The 12,096-nt window shown below is 70.4% G+C and carries 10 protein-coding genes; 6 read left to right on the top strand and 4 right to left on the bottom strand.

The annotated features are described in order from the left end of the window. Positions 1–10 precede the first annotated feature (10 nt). Positions 11–1,378, bottom strand: coding sequence for a metallopeptidase TldD-related protein (locus tag KIH27_RS08025; protein WP_214092415.1), 1,368 nt, complete (start codon positions 1,376–1,378; stop codon positions 11–13). Then, a complete protein-coding gene (locus tag KIH27_RS08020) occupies positions 1,375–2,886 on the bottom strand; it encodes a TldD/PmbA family protein (protein WP_214092414.1) in 1,512 nt (503 codons plus the stop codon). Before KIH27_RS08020 ends, KIH27_RS08025 begins: the two co-directional genes overlap by 4 nt. A 19-nt stretch (positions 2,887–2,905) precedes the next feature. Here KIH27_RS08020 and KIH27_RS08015 point away from each other — a divergent pair, with 19 nt between their 5' ends. Genes KIH27_RS08015 through KIH27_RS08005 form a run of 3 tightly spaced genes read left to right on the top strand, consistent with a single transcriptional unit; the run spans position 2,906 to position 5,899 of the window. Next, positions 2,906–3,778, top strand: coding sequence for a carbohydrate ABC transporter permease (locus KIH27_RS08015; RefSeq protein WP_214092413.1), 873 nt, complete (start codon positions 2,906–2,908; stop codon positions 3,776–3,778). After that, positions 3,765–4,577 carry a carbohydrate ABC transporter permease gene (locus KIH27_RS08010; protein WP_214092412.1) on the top strand — a complete coding sequence of 271 codons (813 nt, stop codon included), beginning with the start codon at positions 3,765–3,767 and terminating at the stop codon, positions 4,575–4,577. The genes KIH27_RS08015 and KIH27_RS08010 overlap by 14 nt, the downstream gene beginning before the upstream one ends. Continuing rightward, positions 4,574–5,899 (top strand): ABC transporter substrate-binding protein, encoded by a 1,326-nt coding sequence (locus tag KIH27_RS08005; protein ID WP_214092411.1) that lies wholly within the window; start codon positions 4,574–4,576, stop codon positions 5,897–5,899. Before KIH27_RS08010 ends, KIH27_RS08005 begins: the two co-directional genes overlap by 4 nt. A 10-nt stretch (positions 5,900–5,909) precedes the next feature. Here KIH27_RS08005 and KIH27_RS08000 read toward each other — a convergent pair whose 3' ends face one another. Both KIH27_RS08000 and KIH27_RS07995 read right to left on the bottom strand, forming a co-directional pair. Continuing rightward, the gene (locus tag KIH27_RS08000) at positions 5,910–6,743 is read right to left on the bottom strand and encodes a CbiQ family ECF transporter T component (protein ID WP_214092410.1); all 834 of its coding nucleotides are present in this window, start codon (positions 6,741–6,743) and stop codon (positions 5,910–5,912) included. After that, positions 6,740–8,854: an ABC transporter ATP-binding protein gene (locus KIH27_RS07995; RefSeq protein ID WP_372451323.1), complete on the bottom strand. Its 2,115-nt coding sequence runs from the start codon at positions 8,852–8,854 to the stop codon at positions 6,740–6,742. The genes KIH27_RS08000 and KIH27_RS07995 overlap by 4 nt, the downstream gene beginning before the upstream one ends. 91 nt (positions 8,855–8,945) lie before the next feature. On the opposite strand from KIH27_RS07995, the gene KIH27_RS07990 reads away from it, so the two are divergent. From KIH27_RS07990 to KIH27_RS07980, 3 genes are all read left to right on the top strand, one after another. Next, positions 8,946–9,398, top strand: a complete 453-nt coding sequence (locus KIH27_RS07990; protein ID WP_214092409.1) for a MarR family winged helix-turn-helix transcriptional regulator — start codon at positions 8,946–8,948, stop codon at positions 9,396–9,398. A 115-nt stretch (positions 9,399–9,513) separates the two neighbouring features. Next, complete coding sequence (locus KIH27_RS07985; RefSeq protein ID WP_250149781.1) at positions 9,514–11,322, top strand: putative bifunctional diguanylate cyclase/phosphodiesterase; 1,809 nt, start codon at positions 9,514–9,516, stop codon at positions 11,320–11,322. A 355-nt stretch (positions 11,323–11,677) separates the two neighbouring features. Beyond that, complete coding sequence (locus KIH27_RS07980; RefSeq protein ID WP_214092407.1) at positions 11,678–12,079, top strand: PAS domain S-box protein; 402 nt, start codon at positions 11,678–11,680, stop codon at positions 12,077–12,079. Positions 12,080–12,096 lie beyond the last annotated feature (17 nt).

Raw genomic sequence — 12,096 nt, 5'->3', positions numbered from 1 at the left:
ATTTACCGAGTCACTGCGCCTGGCTCACCGACGACATGTGAAAGTCCGGAATCCGCAGGCTCGGCATCACCGCGCGGGTGGCCCAATCGCCCCACTCCCGCGGCAGCGTCGTCTCCGCGGCACCGGCCTGGGTGGCGCGGCGCAGCAGGTCCAACGGGCTCTCGTTGAACCGGAAATTGTTGACGGCCGCGGTCACCGCCCCGTCCTCGACCAGGTAGACGCCGTCGCGGGTCAGGCCGGTCAACAGCAGCGTGGTGGGGTCGACCTCCCGGATGTACCAGAGCGTGGTCAGCAGCAGGCCGCGCTCGGTGGAGGCGATCATCTCCGCCATGCTGGCCGTGCCGCCGGTCATCAGCAGGTTGTCGGCGGCCACCGCCACCGGGGCGCCGAACTCGGCGGCGGCGGCCCGCGGGTAGGCCAGCGCGTTGATCACCCCGCCGCGGATCCAGTCCACGCAGCCGATGTCCATCCCGTTGTCGAACACCGACGCCGTCTCCGAGGACGTGCCGGTCGCGACAAACGGGGTGCACTCCAGTTCGAAGGCGTGCGGGTCGGAGTAGAGGGTCAGCGGCAGATCGGTGAGCCGCTCCCCCACCCGGGTGCCGCCGCCGGGCGCCGACAGCGCGGTGCGGCCCTCCTGCGCGCCGCGGCCGCTCATCGTCCAGCCCAGGTAGATCATCATGTCGGCGACCGTCGACGGCGGCATCAGCGTCTCGTAGCGGCCGGCCGGCAACTCGACGGTGCGCGCCGCCCAGCCCAGCCGCGTCGACAGCTGCTCCAGCAGGGAATCGGTTGGCACGTCGACGAAATCGGGGGTGCTCTCCCCGGCCCACGCGCTGGCGTCGCCGCGTTTGGCGTTGATCTCCACGGTGCCGGTCGGCTGGGTGAAGCGGCGGCGCAACCCGGTCGACGATGCCAGGAACGTGGTCGCCACCTCGTGCCGGGCGAAGCCGTACAGCTGATCGGCGCCGGCAAACCCGCGGGCCAGTGACCGGGCCAGGTCGCCGAAAACCTCGGCGCCGGTGCCGGGTACCGCGGCGTCCCAGTCGTCGGGGGCATCGGATCCGGTCACCAGCGGTGCGGCGTCCCGGGCGGCAGGTGCTGCGGCGGCCACTTCCGCCGACGCGGCGACCAGGTCGGTGATCAGCTCGGGGTCGACCTCGGCCGAGCTCAGCGTGCCGACGCGCGGGCCCTCGTCGTCGGTCACGATCGAGATGACCGTGGTGGTCCGGCTGGTCGAAACTCCGTTGGTGGTCATCGAATTTCCCGCCCAGCGCAGTGATGCCTCGGCCCGGTCGGTGACCAGCACGATGGTCTGGGCGCCGTTGCGGCTGGCTGCCGCCAGCGCGGTGTCGACGGCCTGCTGCGCCGGAATCATCGGCCCCCCTCATTGCGGGTGTTGAGCACGTTGACGCCCCGGAACAGCGCCGACGGGCAGCCGTGGCTGACCGCGGCCACCTGACCGGGTTGGGCTTTGCCGCAGTTGAACGCCCCGCCGAGGCGCCAGGTCGACGCCCCGCCGACAGCCTCCATCGCGTTCCAGAAGTCGGTGGTGGTCGCCTGGTAGGCGACGTCGCGCAGTTGACCGGCGAGCTGCCCGTCGCGGATCGCGAAGAACCGCTGGCCGGTGAACTGAAAGTTGTAGCGCTGCATGTCGATCGACCAGCTCTTGTCGCCGACGATGTAGATGCCGTTGCGCACCTGGGCGATCAGGTCGGCGGTGCTGACGTCATCCGGGCTCGGTTGCAGGGAGACGTTGGCCATCCGCTGGATCGGGACGTGGTGCGGCGAATCGGCGTACGAGCAGCCGTTGGACCGCGACTTCCCCAGGCGCAGCGCGAACACTCGGTCCAGCTGGTAGCCGACGAACATCCCGTCGCGCACCAGATCCCAGCTCTGCGCGGCCACCCCCTCGTCGTCGTAGCCGACGCTGGCCAGCCCGTGCGTCACCGTGCGGTCGGCGGTCACGTTCATCACCGGGGAGCCGTAGCGCAGGCTGCCGAGCTTGTCCGGGGTGGCGAACGACGTGCCGGCGTAGGCGGCTTCGTAGCCGATGGCCCGGTCGTATTCGGTTGCGTGTCCGATCGATTCGTGGATGGTCAGCCACAGGTTGGTCGGGTCGATCACCAGGTCGGTCGGCCCGGCGACGACGCTGGGCGCCTTCACCTTTTCGGCCAAGAGCACCGGCAGCTCAGCCAACTCCTGGGTCCAGTTCCACACGGAGTCACCGGCGACGGCCTCCCAGCCGCGGGCGGTGGGCGGCGCCAGCGTGCGCATCGTCTCGAATCCGTCGGCCCCGACCGCGATCGCCTCGTAGACCGGCTGCACCCGCACCCGCTGCTGGGTGATCGACGACCCGAAGGTGTCGGCGTAGTGCGTCTGCTCCTTGACGGCGGTCAGCCCGGCCGTCACGTGGTTCACGCCGTCGGCTGCCAGCAGGCGGCCGGAATAGTCCTCCAGCACATCGATCTTGTCGCCGACCGGCACCCCGAACGGGTCCACGGCGTAGTCCGACACCCAGGTGGCGTCGGGGTACACCGGCTCCTCGGCCAGTTCGATGCGTTCGGCGTTGAGCGCTGCCAGCGTCCTGGCGACCTGCACGGCCCGCCGCGCGGTGTCGGCCGCAACGCCAGGCGCCAGTTCGGCGTGCGAGGCGAATCCCCAGGTGCCGTCGACGATCACCCGCACCGCCAGGCCGAGTTCCCGGTCGACGGCGGCGGTCTCCAGTTCGCCGTCACGCATCCGGATGACTTCGGTGGTGATCCGGTGAATCCGCAGGTCGGCGTAGGAGGCGCCGGCGGTCCGGGCTGCCGCCAGCGCGGCGTCGGCGAGGTCATGTCGGGGCAGTGCCAGGAATTCGGCGTCGATCCCCCGGTTGGCTGTCACGGAAACTACGGTAGCTGCCATGACCCAGGCGCGTACCCGCTCCACCGCGCTGGGGTACGCGCTGCTCGCCCCCAGCCTGTTCGGGGTGGTCGCGTTCCTGCTGCTGCCGATGCTGGTGGTGGTGTGGCTGAGCCTGCACCGGTGGGATCTGCTCGGCCCGATCAACTATGTCGGCGGCGACAACTGGCGCTCGGTGTTCACCGACCCGGTGTTCGGCAATTCGCTGGCGGTGACGGTGGCGTTCGTGGCGCTGGTCGTTCCGGCGCAGACACTGCTGGGGCTGGGGGTGGCGGTGCTGCTGGCCCGGCAACTGCCCGGCAGCGGTCTGTTCCGCACCCTGTACGTGCTGCCGTGGATCTGCGCGCCGCTGGCGATCGCGGTGCTGTGGCGGTGGATTCTGGCGCCCACCGGCGGTGCGGTCAGCACGGTGCTGGGGCATCGCATCGAATGGCTGACCGATCCCGGGTTGGCGCTGCCGGTCACCTCGGCGGTGGTGGTGTGGACCAACGTCGGCTACGTCGCGCTGTTCTTCCTGGCCGGCATCCTGGCGATCCCCGCCCAGGTGCTGTCGGCGGCGCGGGTCGACGGGGCCAACGGCTGGCAGCGGTTCTGGCGGGTCACGCTGCCGATGCTGCGGCCCACCACGTTCTTCGTCCTGGTCACCGGGGTGGTCAGCGCGGCGCAGGTGTTCGACACCGTGTACGCACTGACCGGCGGCGGACCAGGCGGGCGGACGGACCTGATCGCGCACCGGATTTACGACGAGGCGTTCGGCGCGGCGGCGATCGGCCGGGCGGCGGTGATGGCACTGGTGCTGTTCGCCGTCCTGGTGGGCGTCACCGTGGTGCAGCAGCGTTACTTCGGGCGGCGGGTCAGCTATGACCTCACGTAACGTGGCGATCTACGCCCTGCTCACCGTCGGGGCGCTGATCACGTTGGCACCGTTCGGCCTTGGATTGTTGACGTCGTTCACCCCGGCACGGCAGTTCGCGACCGGCACCCCGCTGTCGTGGCCGCATCCGCCGACGCCGGACAACTACGTCGACCTGGGTGCCGCCGGTTTCGGACGCGCCGCTGCAGTCACCACGCTGATGACCGCGGTGATCCTGGTGGGGCAGTTGACGTTCTCGGTGCTGGCCGCGTACGCGTTCGCCCGATTGGACTTCCCGGGACGGGACGCGCTGTTCTGGGTGTACGTCGCGACGCTGATGGTGCCGGCGACGGTGACGGTGGTGCCGCTGTACCTGATGATGGCGCAGCTGGGCCTGCGGAATACGTTCTGGGCGTTGGTGTTGCCGTTCGTCTTCGGTTCGCCGTACGCGATCTTCCTGCTGCGCCAGTATTTCCGGGCGGTGCCGGCGGATCTGGTCAACGCCGCGCGCCTCGACGGCGCCAACACCCTGGACGTCATCGTGCATGTGATGGTGCCGGCCAGCCGGTCGATCCTGGTGACGCTGGGGCTGATCACCGTGGTCTCGCAGTGGAACAACTTCATGTGGCCGCTGGTGATCACCAGCGGGGACCGCTGGCGGGTGCTGACGGTGGCGACGGCCGCCCTGCAGTCCCGCTACAACGCGCAGTGGACGCTGGTGATGGCGGCGACGACGCTGGCGATGCTGCCGCTGATCGTGCTGTTCGTGATGTTCCAGCGCCGGATCACCGCCTCCATCGTGGTCACGGGGATCAAATGAGCCGGCCGCGGTTCTCCACGCTGTTCGCCGCCGGTGTGGTCGCGCTGGCGGCGCTGCTGTGCGTCGCGGCGGTGCTGCTCGACGGTGTCGCGTCGCGCCCGGCGAACGGGAAGACCGTGGTGACGGTGCGACTCTGGGACGAGCAGGTAGCCGCCGCCTACCGGCAGTCGTTCGCCGCGTTCCACCGCAGCCACCCTGACATCGAGGTGCGCATCAACCTGGTTGCGTACTCGACGTATTTCGACACGCTGCGCACCGACGTGGCCGGCGGCGGCGCCGACGACGTCTTCTGGCTCTCCAACGCCTATCTCGCCGGCTACGCCGACACCGGCCGGCTGCTGAAAATCACCGCCGCCGACGATGATTGGGAGCCGTCGGTGGTCGCCCAGTTCACTCGCGACGGAACCCTGTGGGCGGTACCGCAACTGACCGACGCCGGCATCGCCGTCTACTACAACGCCGACCTGCTGCACGCGGCCGGCGTCGATCCGGCGCAACTGGACGGGTTGCGCTGGGGTCCGGGGGGCACCGAGACGCTGCGCCCACTGCTGGCGCGACTCACCGTCGACGCCGCCGGACGCACCGCGGGCACACCGGGTTTCGACCCGCGCCGGGTTCGGCAGTGGGGGTACAACGCCGCCAACGACCCGCAGGGCATCTACCTGAACTACATCGGCTCCGCCGGCGGGGTGTTCCAGCGCGGTGACGAGTTCGCGTTCGACAATCCCGGCGCCACCGCGGCATTCACGTATCTCGTCGACCTGATCGACCGCGACCACGTCGCTCCCCCGGCCTCGGAGACCAACACCAACGGCGACTTCTCCCGCAACCAGTTCCTGGCCGGGAAGATGGCGCTGTTCCAGTCCGGCACCTACAACCTGGCGGCCGTCGCCGAGCAGGCCGGATTCCGCTGGGGGGTGGCGATGCTGCCGGCCGGCCCGGCGGGGCGGGTCAGCGTCACCAACGGCATCGCCGCCGCCGGCAACGCCGCGTCGGCGCACCCGGACGCGGTGCGCCAGGTGCTGGACTGGCTGGGCGGCCGGGACGGCAACGAGTTCCTCGGCCGGGCCGGGGCGGCGATCCCGGCCGTGCTCGCCGCGCAGCGGGTGTACTTCGACTACTGGGCGGCCCGCGGGGTGGACGTCGAACCGTTCTTCGCGGTGCTGAACGGCGGCCGCATCCCGGCTCCCGGCGGGTCCGGCTTCCCGGCCGGCAACGCCGCGATCAAACCCTATTTCGACGAGATGTTCCTGGGCCGCACCGATGTCGCGACGACGCTGCGGCAGGCCCAGGCGGCGGCCAACGCGGCCGCCCGGCGGTAGCGCCCTCCCGTCAGCGGGTGGTCGTCAGCACCGTCAACTCGACCGCCAGGGCCGCACCGCAGGTCACCGCGACGATCGCCAGGGCCACCGCATCGGCGAACTTGGGCCGCGCCGGTGACGCCACGATCTGGCCGACCCCGCCGCGCGCGGTGATCGCATCACCCATCTCGTCGGCCCGGCGCAGCGTGACGGTGATCGCCGCGGTGATCAGGTCGATGATCTCCCGGGCCCAGCGCCGGCGGCGTTCCCGGCGGGTGCGCGCATACGGCCGGGGCCGCAGACTGCGGGCGGCGTAGAGCACCCGGAACTCGTCGATCAGCATCGGGAAGGCCCGCAGCGCCAGGGCCAGCGTGACCGCCCAGTCGTCGACCGGGATCCGCAGCCAGCGCAGCGGGCGGCCCAGCGTCGCCACCGCCGGCGCGATCTCGGCGACGTTGGTGGTCCACGACACCATCGCGCCCAGCCCGAGCAGCACGATCGAGAGCGCCGTGATCCGCAGGAAGTTCAGCAGTCCGCCCAGTTGGAGGTGCGCCGAACCCAGTTGCACCACCGGGGCGCCGCCCGCCATCGCCGCGGTGACCCCGCCGATCAGCAGCAGCACCCACAGCCAGTGCGGCACCGAGGGCAGCGCGCCGCGGGGCACCCGGGCGATGCGGGCGCCGGCGAACACCAGCACCGCCACCGCGCCGATCGTCGCCCAGCCCGGGTAGAAGGTCATCAGCACCGAGATCGCGAAGACGACGATCAGTTTCGTCCCGGCCCACAGCCGGTGCACCGCCGATGTGCCCGGCACCGGCCGCAGCAGCACCATCGGGCGGCCCGCCGGCTTCGCGGCCCCGGTCATGCCACACCGCCGGTGACCGCGGGTTCGGAGACCAGCACCCCGCCGCGCAGATGCAGGGTCCGCGGGCACAATCCGTCCAGGCCGTCGAAGTCGTGGGAGATGACCACCACGGTCAGCCCGGTCTCCCGGCGCAGATCCTCCAGCAGTCGCAGCAGGCTGCTGCGACTGGCCGCGTCCAGGCCGGCGAGCGGCTCATCGAGGATCAGCGCCCGGGGTGACCGGGCCAGCAGGCCGGCCAGCACCAGCCGGCGCATCTGGCCGCCGCTGAGCTGGTCGATGCGCCGCTTCGCCAACTCCGCGTCCAGGCCGACGACGGCCAGGGCGGCGCTCACCCGCTCGTGGTCGGCCGGGGAGAAGCCCGCCGCCGACGCCACCTCCAGTCCGACGTGGCTGCGCATCAGCTGCAGCCGGGCCGCCTGGAACGAGAGCGCCACGACACCCACCTGCTGATCGACCGGTCGGCCGGCGAGCAGGCAGCTGCCGGTCGTCGGCGTGGTCAGGCCGGCCATGATCCAGGCCAGCGTCGACTTCCCGGAGCCGTTGCCGCCGTGGATCAGCAGGCCCTCGCCCTCGCCCACCGCGAAGCTGATGTCGCGCAGCGCGGTCTTGGCCCACGGTGTGCCGCTGGCGTATTCGTGCCCGACGTCGCACAGCTCCAGCACCGGCCGCTCGGTGTCGCCGGGGTGGCGCAGCGCCGATGCGGCGGGGGCGGCAACGGTCTCGACCATCGCGGTGTTGTCCCGCGAACCGCTCAGGTCGATGGTGCGGTCGGCGAAACCGGCCTCGTCGTTGTAGTGGGTGATGTGCACCAGCGAGGCGTGGTGACGCTGTGAGGATTCGGTCAGCACCCGCAGCAGGACTTCACGGCCGCGCGGGTCGACCATGCTGGTCACCTCGTCGGCGATCAGCAGCGCTGGTTCCCGGGCCAGCGCCGCGGCGACCGCCAGCCGCTGCAACTCGCCGCCGGACAGCCCGCCGGTGTCACGTTCGGCGAAACCGTCCAGGCCGACCTCGCCGAGCAGGCGGTCGATGTCGGTGGTGGTGCCCGGCGGCAGCCCCCACACCACGTCGTCGGCGACCCGGGTGCCCAGCACCTGACTCTCCGGGTGCTGCATCACCACCGCGGTACCGCCCGGCCGGCCCAGCCCGACCGCACCGGGCCGCTCAATGGTGCCGGCAGTCGGCGCCCGACCGGCCAGGATCAGCATCAGCGTGGTCTTGCCGGATCCGTTCGCGCCCGTGATCGCGACGTGCTCACCGGCCGCCACGGTCAGGCTGACCGGCCCGAGCGCGTCGTGATCGGTGTTCGGGTAGCGGAACCGCACGTCGCGCAGGTGTACCGGCACCGGCGCGGCCGGCCCCTCGCCGGCGTTGCCGTCGAGTTTGTGCACATCGGGGATGCCGCGCAGCCGGCGCAGCACCCGGGACAGCCCCCAGAACCCGATCACCGACAGGACCATGATCGAGAAGATGGTGTTGACCAGGATCAGCCACGGCCAGTAGTGCAGGGCGGCGGCGAAGAACCCGCGCAGGTCGTGCGCGAAGATCCGCAGCACACCGCCGGGTGCCGCCAGGTGCGGCAGCCAGGTGACTCGATCGGCCTGCGCCGCCAGCCAGTCGAGCAGTTTCGCGCATCCCTCGATGATCTTCGCCGCGCCGTCGACGTTGGCGGTGATCGTGTCGAAGATCAGCAGCCGCAGTCGCGAGAGCACCGCCAGGGCGGCGACGTTCCCGGCCCCGAACACCGTCCCGGCGACGAACCCGACGGCCAGCACGGTCGGCAGGCCGCGGCGGCGGCGTTTGATCGCACCGGTCAGCCCGCCGATGTACGCGGTGTTGATGACGGTCATCAGCCCGCCGAGTCCGGCGATCAGGAAGGCGATCGTGCCCGCGGCCACCGTGGCCGCGAACAGCACCCGGATCCGGTACCGGTAGGCCAGCAGCCCCATCGGGACGGTCCCGAGCAGCGCCAGGCCGCCGGCGAACGGGACGATGACGGCGATGATCGCGGTCGCGGCGCAGAGCGCGGCCATCACCGACGCCTGCGCGATCTCGACCGGCTGCAACGACCGTGCCCGACTGCCCGCACTGCCCTCGCCGGTCTCGATCACCCGTCGATTCTGCCAGGTCGCCACGACACCGGCCGCCGCGCGCCACGCCGCCCGACTTTGCTACTTAGGCAAGCTATGAAATGATGGGCCGATGGCCGCATCCGTCGAAACCAGCCTGGGCGCCGATCTGCTCAGCGTGGTCGCCCGGCTCAACAGGCTGGCGACCCAGCGGGTGCAACTGCCGATCCCGGGCGCGCAGGCCCGCCTGCTGTCCACCATCGAGGACCTCGGCGAAGCGCGGATCTCCGAGCTGGCCGCCGTCGACCACTGCTCGCAACCGACCATGACCACCCAGGTCCGCCGCCTCGAGGACGCCGGCCTGACGACCCGCACCGTCGATCCCGATGACGCCCGGGCGGTGCTGGTCCGGATCACCGACAAAGGGGTGGCCACCCTCGCCAGGGTCCGCCAGGACCGGGCCTCGGCCATCGACCCGGAGCTGGACCGGCTGGCGCCGGAGGGCCGGCAGGCACTCGCCGACGCCGTCGCGGTGCTGCGCCAGTTCCTCGCCGGCCCCGACCCGGTCCGCTCGCAGGAGCGGTAACACCCACCGACCGGGTCCGACGGGTCCGCAGCGGTCGCAGACCTGCCGGTTTCCGAATATGCTCGACGGCGTGGCGGACAGACTGGCGTTGGTCACCTCCATCGCCGCGCAGTTGATGGCCGCCACCCCGGCGACCGCGGCGGCGGTCAGCGAGCAGGTGCTCAAACAACTCACCGAACAAGTAGGAGTCGACGGCGGATTCCTGCGCTACAACGACCACGGGGTGCGGGCCTCGAAGCTGGTGGCGGAGTGGCCGCCGCGGGCCGACGTCCCCGACCCGGATCCACTGGCCGTCGTCGCGTTCACCACCGCCGACCCGGTCTTCACCACCTGCGCACATGCCAAGAAGCTGGCCGTGATCCGGCCGGAGGCGCAGGCGTCGGGCTACGTGCGGGCGATGGCCGCCGAACATCACGTCGACGGCATGTCGGTCGCCACCGCCCCGTTCATCTCCGGCACCACGACCACCGGGATGCTCGGGCTCGTGAAGTACCGCCGGTCCAAGTGGCGCGCCGAGGAACTCAACACCATCGAGGCCATCGCGTCGCTGTTCGCGCAGTTCCAGGCCCGGGTGGTGGCCGAGGAGCGACTGCGCTACCTGGCCGACCACGACGACCTGACCGGTCTGCACAATCGCCGGTCGCTGGTCGCACATCTCTCCGAGCGGCTCGCGCCCGGCCAGCCGGGACCGGTCGGCGTCTTCTACATCGACCTCGACCGGCTCAAGCCGATCAACGACTTCCTCGGCCACGGCGCCGGCGACTGGTTCATCCGGGACTTCGCCCGGCGGCTGCAGGCCTACGCCGGCGACCGCAGCATGGTCGCCCGGATCGGCGGCGACGAGTTCGTCGTCATCCCGGACTGGGCGATGCCGATGGCCGTCGCGGAGGACTTCGCCAGCCGACTGCAGAACACGCTGCGGGAACGGGTGGAGATCCAGGGCCACACCGTCAACCGCACGGTCAGCGTCGGTGTGACGGTTGGGCAGCCCGGCGAGGACAGTGGTGCAGATCTGCTGCACCGCGCCGACGAAGCGGTGCTGGCGGCGAAGCGCGGGGGCGGCAACCAGACCGTCAGCTCCACCGACGACATGTCGCTGAAGAGCCTGTTCCGCAAGGACATCGAGTTGCACATGCAGGGCGAGATCGACGACGAGTCGCTGCTGCTGTACTACCAGCCGGAAGTGGACCTGTGGAGCGGCGCGATCGTGGCCGTCGAGGCGCTGGTCCGCTGGCGCCATCCGACCCGGGGCCTGCTGCTGCCGGGTTCGTTCATCGGCATCGCCGAGTCCGCCAACCTCGCCGACGACCTGGGCCGGTGGGTGTTGCGGACCGCGTGCGCGGAATTCAGCCGGTGGCAGGCCGGCGGGGTGCGGCCGAACTCCACGCTGCGCGTCAACGTCTCCCCCGTGCAGTTGGCGTCCCGCGGTTTCGTCAAGAACGTCGTCGACACGGTCGAGGAGTTCAGCCTGAATCCCGGCACGCTGTGCCTGGAGATCACCGAGCGCGCCGTGGTGCAGAACATCGACTCCACGCGGCGCACGCTGGCCGAACTGCGCGACGCCGGGATGCAGATCGCCATCGACGACTTCGGCACCGGCTACGCGGTGCTGTCCCACCTGAAGGATCTGCCGGTCGACATCTTGAAGATCGACACCGTCTTCGTCCGCGAACTGGGCACCAACGCCGGGGACCTGGCGATCGTCCGGGCGATCATCGCGCTCGCCGAGGCGTTCGGCCTGCAGGTCGTCGCCGAGGGCGTCGAGACGTCAGCCGCCGCACTGACCCTGATGCGGCACGGGTGCCACCGCGCTCAGGGCTTCCTGTTCTCCCGCCCGGTGCCGGCCGCCACCGCGCAGTCGATGCTGGAGTCACGCTGGATGGCGATGCCCTTCCTCGCCGACAGCCAGGCCCTGGTGATCTGAGTAGAACTCACCTGCAAAGAGCTCACTCAAAAAGAACGACGCCCGGTAACTGACGGCACACAACCGCACCCCCGACTGCAGTCGGCGATGCGGACCCCTCGCGGTGCCCCGGGCGAAGCGATGGTCGGCACCGAACGGTGCCGAAACGAGCGGAAGCTGGGCGCTGACGAGACGCCACCGCGCTCGCCGCCGCAAACCGAAACTCCGCATAGCGTCCAATAATACATACGTTTGGGACGTTGATTTACCAATCAAAGACTTTGCGTTTGGTTGGCGTGTCCACCCGGCGCCGACGGCGAGAAGCAACCCGGGGGAACATCACCGCATCGTCAGGGTCGGCAGTCATAATCGACGCATGGAGCGACGGCGGAACTCCCGCACCCCCCAGACCCCGACGGAGACGCTGCGGCAACTGCCCGCTCAGGTCGTACTGGAGCGGTTCCCAGTCCCTGTTCTTGCCATCGCCAACGACGGGTCCATCATCTTCGCGAACAGTTGGTTCGCGGACATGCTCGGCTACACGACCGATGAAGTCCGGACTTTGGAGTTCCGAGAGATCTTCAGCGAGGCGCCGTCAGACGAATCCGCCCTATCGATCATGAATACTCTGGCGAATTTGGTTGTCTCCCTTGCCCATCGGGATGGATCAACCGTTCGCGCACTGATGAGCAAGTCGGCCCTCGAACGAGTCGACGACCCGGTGGCGCTCGCCACCTTCCAGGATCTCACCGAGCAGTTGTGGCTGGATGAGCGGTAACTCCGCGGCGCTACTCG

The sequence above is a fragment of the Mycolicibacter acidiphilus genome, assembly GCF_018455725.1.
Taxonomy (GTDB): Bacteria; Actinomycetota; Actinomycetes; order Mycobacteriales; family Mycobacteriaceae; genus Mycobacterium; species Mycobacterium acidiphilum.
The sequence above is the reverse complement of the archived record's forward strand: the minus strand, read 5'-3'. Positions and strand labels throughout refer to the sequence as shown.

Excerpts from the sequence above, each read along its gene's own strand:
- KIH27_RS08010 (WP_214092412.1), top strand. The coding sequence starts at position 3,765 with ATGACCTCACGTAACGTGGCGATCTACGCCCTGCTCACCGTCGGGGCG.
- KIH27_RS07985 (WP_250149781.1), top strand. The coding sequence starts at position 9,514 with ATGGCCGCCACCCCGGCGACCGCGGCGGCGGTCAGCGAGCAGGTGCTC.
- KIH27_RS08015 (WP_214092413.1), top strand. The coding sequence starts at position 2,906 with ATGACCCAGGCGCGTACCCGCTCCACCGCGCTGGGGTACGCGCTGCTC.
- KIH27_RS08000 (WP_214092410.1), bottom strand. The coding sequence starts at position 6,743 with ATGACCGGGGCCGCGAAGCCGGCGGGCCGCCCGATGGTGCTGCTGCGG.
- KIH27_RS08005 (WP_214092411.1), top strand. The coding sequence starts at position 4,574 with ATGAGCCGGCCGCGGTTCTCCACGCTGTTCGCCGCCGGTGTGGTCGCG.
- KIH27_RS07980 (WP_214092407.1), top strand. The coding sequence starts at position 11,678 with ATGGAGCGACGGCGGAACTCCCGCACCCCCCAGACCCCGACGGAGACG.
- KIH27_RS08025 (WP_214092415.1), bottom strand. The coding sequence starts at position 1,378 with ATGATTCCGGCGCAGCAGGCCGTCGACACCGCGCTGGCGGCAGCCAGC.
- KIH27_RS07990 (WP_214092409.1), top strand. The coding sequence starts at position 8,946 with ATGGCCGCATCCGTCGAAACCAGCCTGGGCGCCGATCTGCTCAGCGTG.